The 21,003-nt window shown below is 32.8% G+C and carries 15 protein-coding genes; 13 read left to right on the plus strand and 2 right to left on the minus strand.

The annotated features are described in order from the left end of the window. The first annotated feature begins 1,766 nt into the window (after window positions 1-1,766). The 3 genes from V5E38_RS02625 to V5E38_RS02635 are packed head-to-tail and all read left to right on the plus strand — an operon-like array spanning window position 1,767 to window position 4,462. Entirely contained in the window at window positions 1,767-2,504 is a 738-nt protein-coding gene (locus V5E38_RS02625; RefSeq protein WP_098233652.1) for an ABC transporter ATP-binding protein, read from the plus strand. Continuing rightward, window positions 2,501-3,721, plus strand: a complete 1,221-nt coding sequence (locus tag V5E38_RS02630) for an ABC transporter permease (RefSeq protein ID WP_499212105.1) — start codon at window positions 2,501-2,503, stop codon at window positions 3,719-3,721. Before V5E38_RS02625 ends, V5E38_RS02630 begins: the two co-directional genes overlap by 4 nt. Before the next feature lie 12 nt (window positions 3,722-3,733). Continuing rightward, a complete protein-coding gene (locus tag V5E38_RS02635) occupies window positions 3,734-4,462 on the plus strand; it encodes an EcsC family protein (RefSeq protein WP_097973750.1) in 729 nt (242 codons plus the stop codon). 222 nt (window positions 4,463-4,684) lie between these two features. Here the strand turns inward: V5E38_RS02635 and V5E38_RS02640 are convergent, their stop codons facing one another. Then, window positions 4,685-5,884 (minus strand): M20 family metallopeptidase, encoded by a 1,200-nt coding sequence (locus V5E38_RS02640; protein ID WP_499213496.1) that lies wholly within the window; start codon window positions 5,882-5,884, stop codon window positions 4,685-4,687. Window positions 5,885-6,081: 197 nt separating this feature from the next. Between V5E38_RS02640 and V5E38_RS02645 the strand changes: the two genes are divergently transcribed. The 4 genes from V5E38_RS02645 (at window position 6,082) to hemY (ending at window position 12,058) form a co-directional block, all read left to right on the plus strand. Next, entirely contained in the window at window positions 6,082-8,217 is a 2,136-nt protein-coding gene (locus V5E38_RS02645) for a transglycosylase domain-containing protein (protein ID WP_499212106.1), read from the plus strand. A 392-nt stretch (window positions 8,218-8,609) separates the two neighbouring features. Continuing rightward, window positions 8,610-9,653 carry a uroporphyrinogen decarboxylase gene (gene hemE / locus V5E38_RS02650; RefSeq protein ID WP_097973744.1) on the plus strand — a complete coding sequence of 348 codons (1,044 nt, stop codon included), beginning with the start codon at window positions 8,610-8,612 and terminating at the stop codon, window positions 9,651-9,653. Between the two features lie 23 nt (window positions 9,654-9,676). Next, complete coding sequence (gene hemH, locus V5E38_RS02655; protein ID WP_499212107.1) at window positions 9,677-10,609, plus strand: ferrochelatase; 933 nt, start codon at window positions 9,677-9,679, stop codon at window positions 10,607-10,609. A 27-nt stretch (window positions 10,610-10,636) separates the two neighbouring features. Beyond that, entirely contained in the window at window positions 10,637-12,058 is a 1,422-nt protein-coding gene (gene hemY / locus V5E38_RS02660) for a protoporphyrinogen oxidase (RefSeq protein WP_499212108.1), read from the plus strand. Between the two features lie 141 nt (window positions 12,059-12,199). On the opposite strand, the gene yhfH is transcribed toward hemY, so the two are convergent. Continuing rightward, window positions 12,200-12,331, minus strand: coding sequence for a protein YhfH (gene yhfH, locus V5E38_RS02665; RefSeq protein ID WP_097973739.1), 132 nt, complete (start codon window positions 12,329-12,331; stop codon window positions 12,200-12,202). A 180-nt stretch (window positions 12,332-12,511) separates the two neighbouring features. Between yhfH and V5E38_RS02670 the strand changes: the two genes are divergently transcribed. The 6 genes from V5E38_RS02670 (at window position 12,512) to aceA (ending at window position 20,854) form a co-directional block, all read left to right on the plus strand. After that, complete coding sequence (locus tag V5E38_RS02670) at window positions 12,512-13,246, plus strand: MBL fold metallo-hydrolase (protein WP_499212109.1); 735 nt, start codon at window positions 12,512-12,514, stop codon at window positions 13,244-13,246. Between the two features lie 10 nt (window positions 13,247-13,256). Beyond that, entirely contained in the window at window positions 13,257-14,246 is a 990-nt protein-coding gene (gene lplA / locus V5E38_RS02675) for a lipoate--protein ligase family protein (protein WP_499212110.1), read from the plus strand. Window positions 14,247-14,394: 148 nt separating this feature from the next. Then, a complete protein-coding gene (locus tag V5E38_RS02680) occupies window positions 14,395-15,927 on the plus strand; it encodes a fatty acid--CoA ligase family protein (protein WP_499212111.1) in 1,533 nt (510 codons plus the stop codon). A gap of 468 nt (window positions 15,928-16,395) precedes the next feature. Continuing rightward, window positions 16,396-17,673 carry a M48 family metallopeptidase gene (locus V5E38_RS02685; protein ID WP_499212112.1) on the plus strand — a complete coding sequence of 426 codons (1,278 nt, stop codon included), beginning with the start codon at window positions 16,396-16,398 and terminating at the stop codon, window positions 17,671-17,673. 286 nt (window positions 17,674-17,959) lie between these two features. Beyond that, complete coding sequence (aceB, locus tag V5E38_RS02690; RefSeq protein ID WP_499212113.1) at window positions 17,960-19,546, plus strand: malate synthase; 1,587 nt, start codon at window positions 17,960-17,962, stop codon at window positions 19,544-19,546. Between the two features lie 18 nt (window positions 19,547-19,564). Then, window positions 19,565-20,854, plus strand: coding sequence for an isocitrate lyase (gene aceA / locus V5E38_RS02695; RefSeq protein WP_098234710.1), 1,290 nt, complete (start codon window positions 19,565-19,567; stop codon window positions 20,852-20,854). Window positions 20,855-21,003 lie beyond the last annotated feature (149 nt).

Here is a 21,003-nt window from a genome sequence, read left to right on the forward strand (position 1 = left end):
GAAGGGGAAAGATTTTATTGGAGTAATTATAAATTGTCTTTAACAGACACCTCATTTGCTTTAAATGTTCAATAAATTGGCACACCTTATTAGAAATTTATATGCTCTGGTCGAGACACCTCATTTTCAAATTGGTATACTAAAACCTTTGTATATAAGTGATAATGTTCAAGCTAACCATCTCCTTTGATGTTTTCACTGCTGTTTATACAACGATGTTTTATCTATGGAGAAATTTCACTTCAACAACTACCCTTGCATAGGTTTGAACGCAAATTAAATTACCTTTAACACACACCTCATTTCAAATTTTGAACTGGAAAGTGTGTTGCTTTCCCTTCAAGAATTATGATGCCCTATATGAAAGAAAGTATGCAAAAACAATAAAAACCCTTAAAAGCAGTTTAAGACTAATTTAATTATTTGGATCATTAAGAGTATAGTACAGGGGAACGGGGACGTGCCCTCGAGGAGCAAACCAAGGTGTGGAGCATCTAGGAGTGGAAATCAACATAACATAATTTCTTTTCAACAACATAAAACAAGAAGCAACCTATGTTGCTTCTTGATGAAGAGGAAAGAATTATGGAGTAATTATAAATTGTCTTTAACAGACACCTCATTTGCTTTAATGTTCAATAAATTGGTACACCTTAAAATAAATTTATATGCTCTGCTCGAGACACCTCATTTACAAATTGGTATACAAAAACCTTTGATTTTAAGTAATGTTCAAGCTAACCATCTCCTTTGATATTTTCACTGCTGTTTTATACAACGATGCTTTATCTTGGGAGACACTTCACTTTAACAGTTACCTTGCACAGGTTTGAACGCAAATTAAATTACCTTTAACACACACCTCATTTCAAATTTTCGAATTAGAAAGTGTGTTGCTTTCCCTTCTAGAATTATGATGCCCTGCGGTAAAGAAAGTATTCCTAAAAGGAGAAAAAAAGATTTAAAAGGCATCGAAGGTTGAGAGGAAAGGCTATAAAACAGAGAGGGACTAGTTAATTATTGGTTAATTAGATAAATAAGAGTATAGATAATAGAAGGAAGTAAATTTAATGTAAACATCTTCATATGATAAGTTGATTTGAACGAAAGAATACTTCAATCCATAAGAAATGCAAGATCTGAGAAAGCGGGCATCCTGTATTGGAAATCAACCTTCTACTATTACGAAAATAAGGTAATTAATTGACAAGATTGTTTTTCAACAAAATAAAACAAGGAGCAACCAGTAGTTGCTCCTTGATGAAGGGGAAAGATTTAGAAAATGAATTTAGGTTAATAAGTTAAATTGTCTTTAACAGACACCTCATTTGCTTTAATGTTCAATAAATTGGTACACCTATAAATAAATTATATGTTCTGCTCGAGACACCTCATTTACAAATTGGTATACTAATGACCTTTGTTTTTATAGAACATGTTCAAGCGCACCATCTCCTTAGATTTTTGCATTGCTGTAAATGACAACGATGTTAATCTTTGGAGATACCTCATTTCACTTAAACAATTATCTGACTTAGGTTTGAACGCAAATTAAATTTCCTTTAACACACACCTCATTTCAAATTTTGAACTGGAAAGTGTGTTGCTTTCCCTTCATGAATTATAATACCCTTAACCTAAAATAGTATTCAAAAAAAGAAGGATTTTTTTTTAGTATTCCATAAATATGATATTAAGGAAGTTAAGATTATTATTTGATACAATAAAATTTATAGGAAAAGTACATTTGAAAGGATTTGTAAAGAATGACTTTATTGCATGTAAAAGATGTCACAGGTGGATACACTAGACAGCCTGTCATTAAAGATGTCTCATTTACGATTAATAGGAATGAGCTTGTTGGTTTAATCGGGTTAAATGGTGCCGGTAAGAGTACGACAATAAAACATATATTAGGACTTTTGAAACCATCTAAAGGTGACATATTAATTAATGGTGAATCTTTTGATAAAGATCCAACTGCATATCGTGCTAGCATATCATATGTTCCTGAAACTCCGATGATTTATGATGAATTAACTTTACAGGAACATCTTGAAATTACAGCCCTGGCGTATAATATTCCTGAAAAGGATTTTAAAAAACGTAGTGAAGAGCTATTAAAAACATTTAGATTATATGATAAAAGAAAATATTTTCCTTCGACATTCTCTAAAGGGATGAAACAAAAAGTAATGATCATTTGTGCCCTTATTGTTCAACCACAGTTATACATAATAGATGAACCATTTTTAGGACTTGATCCAATCGCGATAAATGATTTACTTGAGATTTTGAACAATGAAAAAGAAAAAGGAGCAGGCATTCTAATGTCTACTCATATTTTATCGACTGCTCAAATTTATTGTGATTCATTTATTATTTTGCATGAAGGAGTCATTATTGCAAAAGGTACATTAAACGAATTACAAACTCAATATAATATGCCAAATGCTTCATTAGATGAAATTTATATTTTTGCAACGAAGGAAAAAGAAATATGAGTACGATCAAAGAATTATGGTTAGCAAGGTATAGGAGTTTTTTAAAAGAAATGAGTAAATATGGTCGTTATATTTTTAATGATCATATAAAATTTGTAATTGTTTTTGGATTTGGAGGAGGAGCATATTATTATCAACAAATGCTAAAAACAATTTCTCCAGACTTTCCGGCTATTTTACTAATCTCTATTCTTTTTAGTTTTCTTGTTGTAACAGGTCAAGTTACTACTTTTTTTAAAGGACCTGATTTACATTATTTACTACCTTTAGAAAAAAAGATGAAAAGTTACTTTATCCGCTCCTTTTTAATTACATACATCGTTCAAGTTTATTTAATGTTAATGATGCTAGGTGTGATATATCCAATATATAAGAAATTTTCACTAGGACAAACAACAAGTTTTATCGTCTTTATGCTAATAATTTTCTTATTAAAAGGATACAATCTCTTTGTTTCATACATGCACCTTACAAATAGCGGTATTTTAAACCGAGCTTTTGATTATTGTTTAAGGTTGCTAGGTACTTTCTTATTTATTTATGGCTTATTAAGTAAATGGAGCAGTTTTTTCCTTGTAATAATGATCGTAATTTTAGCTGTTTATGCATTATCTATTCAAATAGGTAGTAAAAATAAAAGAGTACAATGGGAAAGAAATGTTAAACTTGATACTTCAAGATTAGCGACTTTTTATCGATTTGCGAATATGTTTACTGATGTACCATCTATTCAACAACAAGTTAAGCGAAGAAAATGGGCCGATCCAATCATTAATAAAATTAAAATGAGAAATGCTGCGAATTATTTACTAGTTCGTACATTTATCCGAAATGGTAACTATTTAAGTATGTTTTTAAGACAACTTTTCGTAGGTGGGTTTGTAGTTTACTTGGTGCCAACTACGATTGGGAAAATATTGATTGGTATTTTATTTCTATACGTAATCTCCCTACAGAATATGTCAATTTTAAAACAGTACAACTATCATTTGTTGTGGAAAATTTATCCTTATACAAATGAAGAAAATAAAAAATCTATTTCAACACTTTTGTATATACTACTGATAATATGTAGTCTAGTTTTTAGTATTATTGGTTTAATAAAGGGCTTATCAATTTTAAACTTTATTATTGCAATCGTTGTGTATACTTTATTTTCAATGTGGTTAATTAAATTTTATGTGCATAAAAGGTTAAGTCAGCCACAAAAATTGTAAAGGGTGGACAGAATGGATTCTTATGAACTTCGTATTCAGTACGAACTATCTAGATGGAAACAAAAAGTAATGTCCGATTCAAATATTTTTCAAACTTCTGCAAAAAAAGTTCAGTTAAAGCTTCAATCATTATTACCAGAACAAATACAAGACTTGCTCACAAAAACAGTTAAAAATATGACGGTTTTATTTATGGGAGGGTCTACTGTTTTTAATGGCAGTGGTGAAGAGTATGAAGCATTAACACTTAGAGAAAGAGATTTAATCTTAGATAAAAAGTTAAACGAGTACAAAAAGATTTCAGCTGTAGAAGGTGCGGGTACAGGTGCGGGGGGAATATTACTCGGTCTTGCTGATTTTCCGCTATTACTAGGAATAAAAATAAGGTTTTTAGTTGAGGCAGCAAAAATATATGGTTACTCGCCTAAAGATGAGCTTGAACGACAATTCATGTTGTATATTTTTCAACTTGCTTTTTCAAGTGACAGCCATCGCAAAAAAGTATTTCAAGTTATTGAAAAGTGGGAAGATAAAGTAGATGAAAATCCCCAAGTCAATTGGGAGCAATTACAACTAGAATATCGAGATCATATCGATTTAGCAAAACTTCTGCAATTAGTTCCTATTATTGGAGCACCTGTTGGAGCATATGTAAATTATCAACTTCTTGAACAATTAGGTGAAACGGCTAAAAATGCTTATCGATTAAGGTATATGAAGAAGAATGAAAATCTCATCTAAAGAGTTACATACTAAAAGGAGAACTAAAAGTTCTCCTCAGTGTGTAGACAAAGTACATAAAACTTGAGTTTCAGACTGATTGCAAGCGCTTGTCTTTCGAGGCGCGAAGCCTGGTGAGGAGCGGAGTTACCCTAGACGGTAATGAGCACCGCAGACAGGCGAAGCAACGAAGAAAGCGAGCGTTTGTCAACAGTCTGAGGAGAACTAAAAGTTCTCCTTTTTTTATTTTTGTTCAACTAATTTTTGTGATTGTTTCAATGAAGTTAATGTCACAGACCCTAGTGTTTTTGCTGCAATTAGCATTGCTTTTTCGTCAAAATCAAATTTTGGATGGTGATGAGGGTATGCTTCTGTGACGTGAGGAGGTTTAGCTCCAGTGAAGAAGAATGTACCTGGTAATTTTTGTAAGTAGTATGCGAAATCTTCTCCGCCCATCTTAGGGTCCATTTCTTTTAATTGACTAACTTCATCAATTGATTCGGCTACTTTAACTAATAAATCAGTTTCTTTTTCATGATTTACTACTGGAGGATATCCATCATCGTACTTATATTCGTATGTAACATCATTTGCTAGACAAATCCCTTTAATGATTCTAGCTATTTGTTTTTTTACTTTTTCTTGTGTTTCCTTTTTGAACGTACGAACCGTTCCTATTAAGGTTGCTCGATCGGCGATTACATTAAAAGCATTTTTTGCTTCGAAACTTCCGATTGATAACACTACAGTGTCAATTGGATTTGTTTCCCGACTAACAACTTGTTGAAGTGCCATAACAAGTTGACTAGCGATTACAATACTGTCTTTTGTTCGATGGGGTTCTGCACCATGACCGCCTTGACCTTGGATTGTGATTGAAAACCGATCAGCTGCTGCCATGATTGGTCCTTTTCGATAACCAATTGTTCCTAATTCTTCAATTGCCCACAAATGGGTTCCATAAACCTCATCAACACCGTCTAAACAGCCATCAGCAATCATAGAAATTGCTCCACCTGGAGCATATTCTTCTGCATGTTGGTGAAGTATGACAACCTTACCGTCCCATGAATCTTTTTGCTCATGAAGTGCCTTTGCTAAATATAATAGTGTAGCAGTGTGACCATCATGACCACATGCATGCATAACGCCAGGCACTTTTGAGGAGTAAGGAACATTTTTCTCATCTTGAATAGGTAATGCGTCAAAATCAGCTCGTAAAGCGATTGTTTTTCCAGGATTACGACCATTAATAGTAGCAACAACACCATTGCCACCGACATTTGATTTGAATGGAATATTTAATTGTTGATAAAAGTTTTGAATGAATTTTGCTGTCTCGTATTCTTTAAATGAAAGCTCAGGATTTTCATGTAAGTATCTACGAGTAGATACCATTTCCGGATAATATGAATCTAATAAAGAAAATAAATCTGACATTATTTCACCCTCCTACTTACTATCTATATAACCTATTCAAGAAATGTAATTGATATCCTTCAAAATTATCTTCAATTAAGAAATGACGAAAAATGTATTGCCAAGGAAATATAGATCGAAAAAAAGGAAATAATGACTTATTCATGGGAATAAATGGATATACTATTTGTTATAGTGTAAGAGAAATGAAGGTGAAATAATTGAAAAAATGGGGATATTTAGCAATAGGACTGTTAGGTGTCCTGTTAATTAGCTTTGTTGGATTTTTACTAATCGTTTTCTTAGGTAATTATGTTATAGATGAAGATAAGTTAGTCGTCCATTCATCATCGGAAATGGTAGATTTAGAGGGGAATTTTGTATCAAAGCTATATAATGAAAATCATCAAATCGTTTCAATTAGTGATATACCTGATTATACTAAACAAGCAGTAGTTTCAATTGAAGATGAACGTTTCTATAAGCACCATGGAATTGATACACAATCAATCTTTCGGGCAATAGTAAATGATATAAAAGCATTTAGTAAAGTACAAGGTGCGAGTACACTTACTCAACAACTTGCAAAGAATGTTTTTTTGACGAACGACAAAACATTTATGAGAAAAACAAAGGAAGTAATTATAGCAATTAATCTAGAAAGAAAGTATACAAAAGATCAAATACTAGAAATGTATTTAAATCAGGTTTATTTCGGTCACGGGGTATATGGCATAGGTGGGGCTGCAAAATATTATTTCGGGAAAGATGTTAAACATTTGACCATTGAGGAAAGTGCTTCGTTAGCAGCCTTATTAAAAGCTCCATCTCATTATGATCCAGTTACACAACCAGAGCGATCTTTAGAGCGTAGGAATCTTGTTCTTTATAAAATGCTAGATACGCATTATATAACTGAAACTGAGTATCAGAATGCCAAAAGTAAACCATCAGTATTACATATTACGGAACAAAAATTTGAAAACGGATATGCTACATATATTGATATGGTTATAAAAGAAGCAAAAGAGAAATATGGGATTTCTTATGACCAACTTTTAAATGGTGGATACAAAGTTGTCGTTCCTATCCATAAAAAAACACAATTAACCGCCTATAAATATTTTAAAAATGGAAACTATTTTCCGGGAACTGATCAAAATGCTGAAGGAGCCTTCGTATTAATAAACTCCGAAACAGGCGGTGTAGAGGCAGCAATTGGGGGGAGAAATTACTATTTTCAAGGTTTAAATCGTATTAACGTGAAAAGACAGCCTGGTTCAACAATGAAGCCTTTACTTGTCTATTCGCCAGCACTTGAAACGGGGAACTACAATCCGTATTCTTTATTACCAAATGAACAGAGTGCGTTAGGAGACTATAAACCGAAGAATTATAATGGAGTTTATTCGAAAACGATTTCGATGTTTAATGCGTTAATAGAGTCAGCAAATGTGCCAGCAGTTTGGTTATTAAATGATATTGGGATTGATAATGCAAAAGAGTATTTAGAAAAAATGGATTTGAATATCCCCGATCAAGGTTTAAGTATGGCGCTTGGAGGACTTAAGATTGGTTTAACACCATTAGAGCTAGTAAAAGCATATAGTGCCTTTGATCATGATGGAGATGCATTAGAACCTTTTGTTATTAATGCAATTTATGATCGGAACAATGAATTAGTTGCTGAAGCGAAAATTAAGGAATATAAAGTGTTTTCATCACAAACCTCTTGGTATATGACAAAAATGCTTAAAGGTGTTGTAAATGAAGGAACAGCTAGTAGAGGAAGTTTTACTGGCGATTTAGCTGGTAAAACCGGATCTACAAATATACCTGGCCAAACAAATGGAAATAAAGATGCTTGGTTTGTAGGCTACACACCAGACGTAGTAGGTGCAATTTGGATGGGATATGATAAAACAGATTCAAACCATTTTTTAAGAAATGGTAGTACATATCCAACCATTTTATTTAAAAAGATTTTAAGTGAAGCAGGAAGAGAACCCTCTACCAAATTTAAAAAACCAAAAAATATAGACGATTTAGAATCACCGATAAATTTAGAGCCTATTTCTAATGTTCAATCAAAAGTATCATTCTCTCCATTTGGATTATTCACTGTCGTCATTAACTGGAATGCACCAACTGACCACAGACAACAATATCGAATCTATCGAGTGAAGAATGGAAAAGAGAAATTAATAGATACTGTTACTGGTTTAGATGAGTACAAAGATTCCTTTGTAAATGTATTTAATGTACCTTCTTATTATGTAGTACCGTACAATCCTCAAACAAAAGAAGAAGGTGAGAGGTCTAAACTTGTCAAACCCAACATAAGAAATAAGGAATAGACATTTTAAGGCTCTCCTTCTTATCAAATGATTTGAAGGGGAGTTTTTTATTTCCTATTAAAGTAAAAACTGTATCTCTTTAAAAAATAGTAAAGAGATTAAGAAGATTGAACGATGAGATAACGATTAACCGAACATTAAAAAAAGAATTATAAAACTCCTTAAATTTATAAAAAGTCTTAATAAATAAAGATTATTAATTCGATATTTTAGACATATTTTGATATAATTTTTAATGGGAAAAGTCTGGTAGTAAAATATACCTATTAATTGAGAAAAATAGTAAAATCAGTGAACATTATGTGTCAAAATTCGAGTTTTCTATACAATTAATGGTTCAATCAGTATATTTAATAGTAGAGTTTGGAAAAGTGAAAGGGAGACTTTGAAGGATGAAAAGAGATTTTAACGATACATTTCTTAAAGCGATTAGAGGAGAAGAAGTAACGCATACACCAGTTTGGTATATGAGACAAGCAGGGCGTTCTCAGCCAGAATACCGAAAAATAAAAGAAAAATATTCTTTATTTGAAATTACTCATCAACCTGAATTATGCGCTTACGTAACAGCGCTACCAGTGGACCAATATAATGTTGATGCAGCTATTTTATATAAAGATATTATGTCTCCACTTCCTGCAATTGGAGTAGACGTAGAAATTCAATCAGGAGTAGGACCGGTAATAAGCAATCCTATTCGTTCTTTAGCAGATGTAAAAAAGTTAACTGATATTCATCCAGAAGAGCAACTACCTTATATCTATGAGACGATTAAATTATTAACAACAGAGGTTCTTTCTGTTCCATTAATTGGATTTGCAGGTGCACCTTTTACAGTTGCTAGCTATATGATCGAAGGTAGACCATCTAGAAGCTATAATAAAACAAAATCATTTATGTACGCTGAGCCAGAAGCATGGTTTGCTTTGATGGATCATTTAGCAGACATGACTATCAAATATGTAAAAGCACAAGTTAAAGCAGGGGCAAGTGCAATTCAATTATTTGATTCATGGGTTGGTGCTTTGAATGCAAATGATTATCGCATTTATATTAAACCATGCATGGAAAAGATTTTTACAGCACTTAAAGCAGATCATATTCCAACTACTATGTTCGGAATTGGAGCAAGCCATTTAATTCATGAATGGAATGAACTGCCTGTAGATGTAATTGGGCTTGATTGGAGAACTTCTATTACTGAAGCTCGCTCTTTAGGGATTACAAAAACACTTCAAGGTAATTTAGATCCTGCCTTTTTATTAGCACCATGGGAAGTAATTGAGAAACGTGCGAAGGAAATATTAGATGAGGGTATGGCAAATCCAGGTCATATTTTCAACTTAGGTCATGGGGTATTCCCTGAAGTAAATCCTGATACTCTTAAACGATTAACAAGTTTTGTACATGAGTATTCATCAAGGGTTAAAGCTTAATATAAAAGGACTATGGTGATGACATGAAAGAAAAAATCGGTTTATTAGTTATGGCTTACGGCACGCCATATAAAGAATCAGATATTGAGCGTTATTATACAGATATTCGTAGAGGTAGAAAGCCTTCACCAGAAGCGCTAGAGGAACTGACAGAACGATATCGTGCAATTGGAGGAATCTCTCCTTTAGCAAAAATAACAATTGAACAAGCAAATGCATTAGAAAAAGATTTAAATAAGATCCAAGACAAAGTAGAATTCAAAATGTACATTGGACTAAAGCATATTGAACCATTCATTGAAGATGCAGTAGATGAAATGAAAAAGGATGGTATAACAAAAGCAGTTAGTATCGTACTTGCACCACATTATTCTACGTTTAGTGTGAAGTCATATAACGAACGTGCTACAAATCATTCAGAAAAAATAGACGGGCCAAAAATTATCCATGTAGATGATTGGTATAAAGAAGAACGATTTATTCAATATTGGGTTCGTGAAGTAGAAGCAATTCTTGAACCAATGAATGAAGAGCAACGTGTCAAAACGGCGTTTATTTTTTCAGCGCATAGTTTACCTGAAAAAATTCTTAACTATGGAGATCCATACCCAGAGCAACTTAAGGAAACTGCCCAGTTAGTCGTTCAGCAATCTGATATTCGTCATTATTTTCTAGGATGGCAAAGTGCTGGTAATACACCAGACCCTTGGCTTGGACCTGATGTACAAGATTTAACACGTGAGTTGGATGAAAATTATGATTTTGAAACTTACGTATACTTACCATTAGGATTTGTAAGTGAGCATTTAGAAGTACTATATGATAATGATATAGAATGTAAACTAGTAACGGATGAAATTCAAAAAGCATATGTTCGTCCACCGATGCCTAATACGGATCCATTATTTATAAGTGGGCTTAGTACCGTTGTATTAAGAAAATTAAACGAACAATAATATGGTTTTGAAATAGGAGGTAAAGAAGTGAATAAGAAGGTTGTCATTATTGGTGGCGGTATTACTGGATTGACATCTGCCTACTATTTAAAACAAGAAAAATTAAAAAATAATCTTCCAATTGATATTCAATTAATTGAAGGTTCATCAAGGCTTGGAGGAAAAATCCAAACAATTAGAAAAGATGGATTTGTTATTGAGCGTGGCCCTGATTCATTTTTGGCAAGGAAAAAGAGTGCATATCGATTAGCTGAAAACTTAGGGATCCAAGATCAAATCGTTTTTAACTCTTCTGGAAAATCATATGTATTAGCCCATAATAAATTACATGGTATGCCAGAAGGTTCAAACATGGGGATTCCTACACAAATCAAGCCTTTTATTTTTTCGGGTCTATTTTCACCTGCAGGAAAAATTCGTGCAGGTTTAGATTTTGTATTACCAAAAACACATGTCCAAGGGGATATGTCATTAGGTAAATTTTTTAGAAGAAGACTAGGTAATGAAGTAGTTGAGAATCTAATTGAACCCCTTTTATCAGGTATTTATTCAGGCGACATTGATCAAATGAGTTTAATGGCAACGTTCCCTCAATTCTTCCAAATTGAACAAAAACATCAAAGTATTGTTCTAGGAATGAAAAAAGAGATGCCTGTGAAGAAATCAAAAGGTCCGAGAAAAGGAATTTTCCAGACTGTAAGTACAGGTCTTCAAACAATTGTTGAACGAATTGAAGAAGAGTTAGACCAAGAGGAAGTTTTAAAAGGTGTACAAGTAGTTAATATAAATAAAATTGGGAAAAAATATGAGATTTTACTTAGCAATAATGAAAAGATAGAATCAGATTCCATTATTGTTACAGTGCCTCATCGTTTTATTCCACAACTATTTAATAATAAACCTGTATTTGAGCCTTTCAAAAAAGTTCCTTCTACATCTGTTGCGAATGTTGCACTTGCATTTCCAGAGCATGCAATTAAGAAGGATATAAATGGTACAGGCTTTGTTGTTTCGCGTAATAATGACTATAATATAACAGCGTGTACTTGGACTCATAAAAAATGGGCACATGCTTGTCCAAAAGGTAAAGTTCTATTACGTTGTTACGTTGGACGACCTTACAATAAGGAAATAGTCGATAAAACAGATGAAGAACTTGTTGAAATTGTATTAGAAGATTTAAGAAAAACGATGGATATAACTGAAAAACCTGAGTTTTATATTGTTTCAAGATGGAAAGATGCTATGCCTCAATATACGATTAATCATAAAGAGCGTACGAAAAACATGGAACAATATTTACAAAAAGAAATGCCTGGTGTATCGGTAATTGGTTGCTCATTCTATGGGTCCGGCTTACCAGACTGTATAGATCAAGGTGAGAAAGCAGTTTCAGATACAATTGAATACTTGTTTGCACATGAAAAACAAGCTGTTCGAAGCTATTAAGGCTTTTAAAACAATTAGTAAAGAATAGAGCAACCAAAAAAGTAGATCGATACTTTTAGGTTGCTCTTTTTATTATGCCTCTGTACTAATAATATGTTTAATCATTTCATTAAGAAAATTGCTGAACCTAAAAGACTTCAATTAAAAACTATCTTTTAAGCAATTTGAACAAGTGTTACTGTAGCAATCATGTTGTTCTTCAATCGTCGAATTACAGTGTTTACATATTTTCTTTGGTAATAGTTTTAAAAATTCGGACATTTTTACAAGCATGTTACCCTCTCCTTTAGTTAACTTATTAGTATTGTATTACTACAACGTATTTTGTGTCAATCTGTATTAGTACAATTTTTAAAAAATAATCTAAACGCCTATTTTTTTAAAACAGTAAGGACAAGCTTATAAATTTAAATTTTCATAGAAATAATAAATCTAAAGGAGTGTGTTTGTTTTATGAAAGTAACCGTTATTGGTTATTGGGGCGGCTATCCAGGTAAAGGTGAAGCAACTTCATGTTATTTATTTAAATCCAAAAATTTTAATCTATTGGTTGATTGTGGTTCGGGTGCATTAGCTACATTGCAAAATTACATAGATCCTAAAAGCTTAAATGCTGTAATCCTGTCACATTATCATCATGATCATATTGCAGATATAGGAGTACTACAATACTTCAAACTTGTAAACGCTGGAAAGGATAAGTTTGCTTTACCCATATACGGACATAACTTTGATAATGTAAAATTTAATTCGTTAACATATAAAGAAGCAACAAAAGGATATGAATATAATCCAAATGAAGCTCTAGACTTAGGTCCATTTACTATTCGATTTATTAAGACAGTTCATCCTGTAGATTGTTTTGCCATGCGAATTGAAACAGCAACTCACTCAGTAGTCTATACAGCTGATTCAAGCTATACGGAAGACTTCATACCGTTTTCTTCCAACGCGGATTTGCTTATAAGTGATTGTAATATGTATGAACATCAAGATGGTGCCAAAGTAGGGCATATGAGCAGCAAAGATGCTGCAACAATTGCAAATGAGGCGAATGTAAAAGAATTATTATTATCACATCTTCCTCATAGCGGAAATACAACAGATTTAATAAGTGAAGCCCAAAAGTATTATAATGGACTTGTTCATTTAGCTTATACAGGTTTTGAATGGAAATCAAAATTATAGGAGGATACATATGCTATTTTTAGATAATAGGGGAATAACGGATCCAACATTAAATTTAGCGATGGAAGAATATGCGCTAAAAAATCTAGATCCTGAAAATACATACTTTTTATTTTATATTAATGAGCCATCAATCATTATTGGTAAAAATCAAAATACTGCCGAGGAGATTAATGCTTCATATGTAAATGATCATAATATCCATGTAGTTCGAAGATTATCTGGTGGTGGAGCGGTATATCATGATTTAGGGAATCTTAACTTTAGTTTTATTACAAAAGATGATGGTGACAGCTTTCATAATTTTAGAAAGTTTACTGAGCCCGTAATCGAGGCATTGAAGGAAATCGGTGTGAATGCTGAACTTAGTGGAAGAAATGATATATTAGCAGAAGGTAGAAAAATCTCAGGTAATGCACAATTTTCTACTAGAGGTAGAATGTTTAGCCATGGTACATTGTTGTTTGATAGTAATATAGATGAAGTTGTAAATGCATTAAATGTAAAGCTAGAAAAAATTCAATCTAAAGGAATTAAATCAGTCCGAAGTAGAGTTGCGAACATTAAGGAATTTTTAAAAGACGATTTAACAATCTTAGAATTTAAAGATTTAATTTTACAATCTATTTTTAAAGAACATGGGAAAATAGAGCGATACGAATGGACAGATGAAGATATAAAAAATATTAAAGAACTTGCAGAGAGTAGATACCGAAATTGGGATTGGAATTTTGGAAAATCTCCTAAATGCAATATCCAACAAAGTAAAAGATTTGCGGCTGGTTCGATTGATCTTCGTTTAGATGTAAACAAAGGAATCATTGAGAATGTTAAAATTTATGGTGACTTCTTTGGGGTAGGAGATGTATCTGATATAGAACAGCTTCTGATTGGTAGTAAATTTGATCAACAAGTGATTGAAAATAAGCTAAATGAAGTTAATTTTACCCATTATTTTGGTAAGGTAACGAAAGAAGAATTTATGAGTTTATTATTTTAAAAAAAGAGTAGGAAACTACTCTTTTTTTGTTTGTTAAAAAATTAGAAGTCTAAAAAGTGCTAGTTTTCTCACTTGCCAGAATTGTTTTCTAGCAATATAATATATTTAGAATATTTTTAATTTTTATATTTAAAGGGGGTAGTTTTTCTTGAATTTAGTTGAAACACTGTCACAATCAGCTTTGAGGCATCCTGAACATTCTGCTATTATCTTTGAAGGGCAGATATTTTCATACTCAACACTAGAGACTTATATTACGAAATTTGCGAGTGGCCTCTCAAAATTAGGAATAGAAAAGGGAGATAAAGTAGCTCTAGTTGTTGGTAATTCTCCTCATTTTATTATAGCACTATATGGTGCCTTGAAGGTTGGAGCGGCTGTAATACCGGTTAATCCTCTATATGCACCAGATGAATTAGTATACATATTAACAAACGGCGACGCAAAAGCAGTTATCACCTTAGACTTATTTCTTCCACTAGTAGAAAAAGCTTCACCGATTCTTCCTAATATCGATCACTTCATTATTTGTGAAACAAAACAAGAAAATCCTTATGAATTTGAGAACAATAAATTGAAATCGTTTACAAATGTAGTTGGACTTGGAGATCTAGATTTCAAAGGACCTGAATTACATGATGACGATTTAGCAGTCATTTTATATACTTCTGGTACAACAGGAAAACCAAAAGGAGCTATGTTAACGCATAAAAACTTATATTCAAATGCCATGGATGCTGGACACTTCTTAAGCTTTTCAAATACAGAAAAGGTCATTGCAACATTACCTGCATTCCATGTATTTTGTTTAACTGTAGCTTTAAACGCGCCTTTAATGTATGGAGCTACTGTTATTTTAGTGCCTAAATTTAGCCCGAAAGAAATATTTGATATTATTCGTACATACAAAGCAACTGTATTTGCAGGTGTGCCAACAATGTACAACTTCTTATATCAATTCCCTGAAGGGAAAACAGAAGACTTTGAGTCAATTCGACTTTGCATTTCGGGTGGTTCATCATTGCCGGTTGCACTTTTAGAGAATTTTGAGAAGAAATTTAAAGTTATTATTTCAGAAGGATATGGATTGTCAGAAGCTTCACCTGTTACGACGTTTAATCCATTAGACCGTCCTAGAAAAGCAGGATCTATTGGGACAAATATCAGCAATGTAGAAAATAAAGTTGTAAATGCTCTTGGTGAAGAAGTTGCAGTTGGTGAAGTAGGTGAATTAATCGTCCGCGGACCAAATATAATGAAAGGCTATTATAATATGCCAGAAGAAACAGCAATGACGATACGCGATGGCTGGTTATATACTGGTGACCTAGCAAGAATAGACGAAGATGGATATTTCTATATAGTCGATCGAAAAAAAGAATTGATTCTTGTTGGCGGCTATAATGTATACCCTCGTGAAGTTGAAGAGGTAATTTATAATCATCCAGATGTTGTTGAATGTGCGGTGATTGGATTACCAGACGATAATTTTGGTGAAAGTGTAAAAGCCTATGTTGTTTCAAAAAATCCTTCATTAAGTGTGGAGTCTTTGACAGAATATTGCAAAGCACACTTAGCCAAATATAAAGTACCAAGATCAATAGAGTTCATTCCAGAGCTACCAAAAAATGCAACAGGTAAAATACTTAGAAGAGCGTTGAAAGATTCAGTTAGACTATAAATTGAGGTAATAGAGGAGAGGGGATCTCTCCTTTTTTATTTTGCCATACCAGTTAAGGTATTGCACACTAAAAAATGGACAGTAGTTGATCCTTTCAAATGGAAAACATGCAAAACTATTCTAATTCTTTCAAATTTAAATAAAAAAATGATTTTAGTCTGCTAATTATCTATAAAATAAAGTTGAATTTATACTAGAAATGAAAAATAACCTCCGATATACCATTCTCACATTTTAAATTTCTCTCCATTAGGATAGATTACTAATTCTTGGTATTTATAAAAACTGTTTAAGATCTTCCCAATTTTATTCTAAAAGTGCTGGACGGAATTTTTTACGTTTGATAAAGGTTGTATCTTTATTTTCCTAAAAATCCCTTCAAAATAGAAAAAAAGTATTTAAAAATATCATAGGTTGAAGTTCTAAAAAATTGGACAAAGTTGATAATATAGAATGGGGGGAGATTTTATGAAAAAAGCAACTAAATCTAAATTAACCAAATACATCTGTCTAGGCTATCTCGTTTATATCATTTTAGTCCTGTTATACTTTTATGTTTTTACGACTTCTGACCTACCATCAAAATATAAAGGAACTTTCGTAGATCCACATACATTCATGAATCATAAGGAAGCTAATTTAAGTACTAGTTATAGCACTTTAAAAAATGTTCTTTACTTTATTACCTTGCCGATTGATTGGATTGTATTATCACTTTTATTATTAAGTGGATCAATTGAAAGATTAGGTGACTCATTATCTAAGTTGACTAGATTTAAGTTTATACAAGTCTTATTATATTTCTTCTTTGTATCGGTCGCTACATATATCGTTTCATTTCCATTTGATTTCTATCGATTTAAATTATCGACGAAATACGGATTGTCTGTTCAATCCTTTAATGCGTGGATGAAGGATGAAATGATTGGTTTTTGGATAAATTTTGCCATGATGTTTTTTGTGGTGTATGTTGTGTATTTATTAATCAAAAAACAACCAAAGAAATGGTGGCTCACTGCATGGCTATTAAGTATTCCTTTTACAATTTTCTTAACGTTTATTCAGCCTGTAGTAATTGATCCCTTATATAATGATTTTTACCCATTAAAAGATAAAAATTTAGAAAAGAAAATTATTACCCTTGCTAAAGAAGCAAATATTCCTGCACATCGGGTATATGAAGTAAATATGTCCACGAAAACAACTACTTATAATGCATATGTTACTGGTATAGGTAAAAACGCTAGGATTGTATTATGGGATACAACTCTTAAAGGGCTTACTGAAGATGAAATTATGTTCATCATGGCTCATGAAATGTCACATTACGTTCATAAAGACATCTATAAATCAATGTTTGGTATGTTAGCAGGTAGTTTAGTCGGTCTGTATATCATTCATTTATTAATGAGGTATGTACTATCCAAGAGTAGAAGCAGTAATTCTACTGAAAAAATGGCCGTCATCTTAACACTATTTTTAATCGTTAGTGGAGTAGTAAGTTTTATTTCTGATCCAGTATCAAATGCATTTTCAAGAAGTGCTGAGAAAAGAGCAGATTTATATGCAGTTAAGCTAACACATGATCCAGAGGCAGGCATTATAGCGTTTCAAAAGTTATCCAAAAACAGCTTGTCTCAAGTAAATCCACCATTTTTAGTGAAATTATTCAGATATGATCATCCGACTATGTTGGAAAGAATGAAGTATTTAGAGGCAGCTGAAAAAAGAAACAACAATAAATAGAGTAAATCCTTTTTTGAATGTTTAGCTTGTAGATTGATTGGTTTTGTACCAATATCTACAAGCTTTTTTTGTATTATGTATGAAAAATCTTATTTGAAGAATTTGGAACCTTTAGTAAAAAACAACTTTTTCTCTAAAACTTTTACTGAGGTGATCTTATTAAAAAAGTTAAGCTGTCGAAAATTCTTTTAGAAATATTTTCAGAATTTAATATCAAATCCGAATATACTGTTATATAATAACGTAAGTAATCAATATCTGTTATATAACTGAATGGAGGGATCATATGACAACTGAGCTTTCAAAAATCAAAGTTCTAGGTAATCATGTAGAGGGTTCAACTGACATTCTTACGACTGAAGCATTAAATTTTTTAGAGCAATTACATCTGAAATTTGATCAACGTAGACAACAGCTGTTATTAAACAGAAAAGAAAGAATGTGTTTTTTACAAAATGGGGGAAAGCTCCAATTTTTAGAGGAAACAAAACACATTCGTGAAAGTGAATGGACAATTGCACCTATTCCAGAGGATTTACAAGATCGAAGAGTAGAGATAACAGGACCAGTTGATCGAAAAATGATTATCAATGCATTGAATTCTGATGCATTTGTTTTCATGGCTGATTTTGAGGATGCTACTTCTCCAACTTGGGAAAATATAATTTCTGGGCAGGTTAATTTAAGAGATGCTGTGAATCGAACAATTTCACTTCATTCAAATGGAAAAACATATAAGTTAAAAGAGAAGCCAGCTGTACTATTAGTTCGACCAAGAGGCTGGCATTTAGAAGAAAAACATATCACTGTAAATGGTGAAAATATGTCTGGTAGCTTAGTAGATTTTGGACTTTATTTCTTTCATAATGCGAAACAAGCAATAAAAAATGGCTCTGGACCTTATTTTTATTTACCAAAAATGGAAAGCTATTTGGAAGCAAGATTATGGAATGATGTTTTTTTATTTGCTCAAAATGAATTGAATATACCTGTTGGAACGATTAAAGCAACTGTATTAATCGAAACAATTGCTGCTTCATTTGAAATGGATGAAATACTTTATGAATTAAAGGATCATTCAGCTGGATTTAATTGTGGCAGATGGGATTATATTTTTAGTTTTATAAAAATGATGCGATACGACAAATCAATTATTTTACCTGATCGATCTGTTGTGACAATGGAAGTACCTTTTATGCGTTCATATTCTCAAAAAGTTATTCAAACTTGTCATCGTAGAAATGCTCCAGCAATTGGAGGAATGGCAGCTCAAATTCCAATTAAAGATGATAAAGAGCGAAATGAAGTTGCGTTTGAAAAGGTAAGAAAAGATAAAGAGCGTGAAGCGAAGGATGGACACGATGGAACTTGGGTAGCTCATCCTGGTTTAGTAGCTGTAGCTCTTGAACAGTTTAATCGATTTATGCCTACACCAAACCAGATTCATAGAAAACATGAGGATGTTAATGTAACAGAGGCGGATCTTTTAGAGATTCCTAGTGGTGTTATTACGGAACAAGGTCTCAGAACAAATATAACAGTTGCGATTCAATATATTGAAGCATGGATAAGTGGTCGAGGTGCGGTGCCGCTTTACAACTTAATGGAGGATGCTGCGACTGCTGAAATTTCGCGTGCGCAAATTTGGCAATGGGTGCGTCATGAAAAAGGTGTTTTAGAGGATGGTACAAACATTACTTTACAATTAGTTGATTCTTTAAAAAATGAAGAAATGATGAAGCTTCAACTAGAAATTGGGAAAGAACAATTTGAAGCAAAACGATTTAATGAAGCAATTGGATTATTTGATGAGTTAATTAGCAACGATGAATTTGCTGACTTTCTGACTTTAAAAGGATATAACTTTTTATAAAATTAGGAGGAATTGATTATGACGAAAAATCGTGAAAAGCGTATTGCTGAATTACAAGAAAGCTGGGAGCTGGATTCTAGATGGAATGGCATTACAAGAACATACACTGCTGAAGATGTAATTAAATTAAGAGGATCAATCGATATTGAACAAACATTGGCAAAAAAAGGCGCGGAAAAATTATGGAAGCTTTTAAATGAAGAAAGCTATGTTAATGCACTAGGAGCATTAACTGGAAATCAAGCAATTCAACAAGTAAAAGCAGGTTTGAAGGCTATTTATTTAAGTGGTTGGCAAGTAGCTGCTGATGCGAATCTTTCTGGTCAAATGTACCCAGATCAGAGCTTATATCCGGCAAACTCTGTACCAGCAGTTGTAAAACGAATTAATCAGGCTTTCCAACGTGCAGATCAAATTCAATATGTTGAAGGTGGAGAAGAAATCGACTACTTCGCACCGATTATGGCAGATGCAGAGGCTGGTTTCGGTGGACAATTAAATGTATTTGAACTAATGAAAAGTATGATTGAAGCAGGAGCGGCAGGTGTGCATTTTGAAGATCAATTGTCTTCGGAGAAAAAATGTGGCCATTTAGGTGGGAAGGTATTATTACCAACACAAACGGCGGTGCGTAACTTAATCTCTGCTCGTTTAGCAGCGGATGTAATGGGAGTACCTACCCTTATTGTTGCACGAACTGATGCAGATGCAGCAGATTTAATTACAAGTGATATTGATCCTGTCGATAAACAATTTATTACAGGTGAAAGAACACCTGAAGGTTTTTATCGTACGAAAGCGGGGTTAGATCAAGCAATTGCTCGTGGTCTTGCTTATGCACCGTATGCAGACTTAGTTTGGTGTGAAACGTCAGAGCCAAATCTAGAGGATGCAAAACGTTTTGCAGATGCTATTCATGCCAAATTCCCAGGTAAATTACTAGCTTATAACTGCTCACCTTCTTTTAACTGGAAAAAGAAACTAGATGACGAAACAATCGAGACTTTCCAACAACAAATTGCAGCAATGGGTTATAAATTCCAATTCGTTACTCTTGCTGGTTTCCATGCGTTAAACTTTGGCATGTTTGAATTAGCTAGAAACTACAAAGATCGTGGAATGGGAGCATATTCAGAACTTCAACAAGCTGAATTTGCAAGTGAACAATATGGCTATACTGCAACAAGACACCAACGCGAAGTTGGAACAGGATATTTTGATCAAGTAGCTCAAATTATTACTGGAGGAACTTCTTCAACAACAGCTCTTAAAGGCTCTACTGAGGAACAACAATTTTCATCTAATTAATTAGTAAAAAAACCACTTTTTTCGAATGTGAGAAAGGTGGTTTTTCTATTGGCTTTTATCCTAAAATTTAGTAAACAATGACACTTTTGTTAAAGTATTCAAAAAATGATTTTATAAATAAAGATTTGTGATATTATTTCTCTAACATC

Source organism: Rossellomorea sp. GAMAL-10_SWC (assembly GCF_049568075.1).
In the GTDB taxonomy this organism is placed as follows: Bacteria; Bacillota; Bacilli; order Bacillales; family Bacillaceae_G; genus Gottfriedia.

What these genes read in the sequence shown, in the direction of transcription:
- V5E38_RS02625 (WP_098233652.1), top strand. Translation starts at nt 1,767, where the DNA reads ATGACTTTATTGCATGTAAAAGATGTCACAGGTGGATACACTAGACAG.
- V5E38_RS02630 (WP_499212105.1), top strand. Translation starts at nt 2,501, where the DNA reads ATGAGTACGATCAAAGAATTATGGTTAGCAAGGTATAGGAGTTTTTTA.
- V5E38_RS02635 (WP_097973750.1), top strand. Translation starts at nt 3,734, where the DNA reads ATGGATTCTTATGAACTTCGTATTCAGTACGAACTATCTAGATGGAAA.
- hemE (WP_097973744.1), top strand. Translation starts at nt 8,610, where the DNA reads ATGAAAAGAGATTTTAACGATACATTTCTTAAAGCGATTAGAGGAGAA.
- hemH (WP_499212107.1), top strand. Translation starts at nt 9,677, where the DNA reads ATGAAAGAAAAAATCGGTTTATTAGTTATGGCTTACGGCACGCCATAT.
- yhfH (WP_097973739.1), bottom strand. Translation starts at nt 12,331, where the DNA reads ATGCTTGTAAAAATGTCCGAATTTTTAAAACTATTACCAAAGAAAATA.
- V5E38_RS02670 (WP_499212109.1), top strand. Translation starts at nt 12,512, where the DNA reads ATGAAAGTAACCGTTATTGGTTATTGGGGCGGCTATCCAGGTAAAGGT.
- lplA (WP_499212110.1), top strand. Translation starts at nt 13,257, where the DNA reads ATGCTATTTTTAGATAATAGGGGAATAACGGATCCAACATTAAATTTA.
- V5E38_RS02685 (WP_499212112.1), top strand. Translation starts at nt 16,396, where the DNA reads ATGAAAAAAGCAACTAAATCTAAATTAACCAAATACATCTGTCTAGGC.
- aceB (WP_499212113.1), top strand. Translation starts at nt 17,960, where the DNA reads ATGACAACTGAGCTTTCAAAAATCAAAGTTCTAGGTAATCATGTAGAG.
- aceA (WP_098234710.1), top strand. Translation starts at nt 19,565, where the DNA reads ATGACGAAAAATCGTGAAAAGCGTATTGCTGAATTACAAGAAAGCTGG.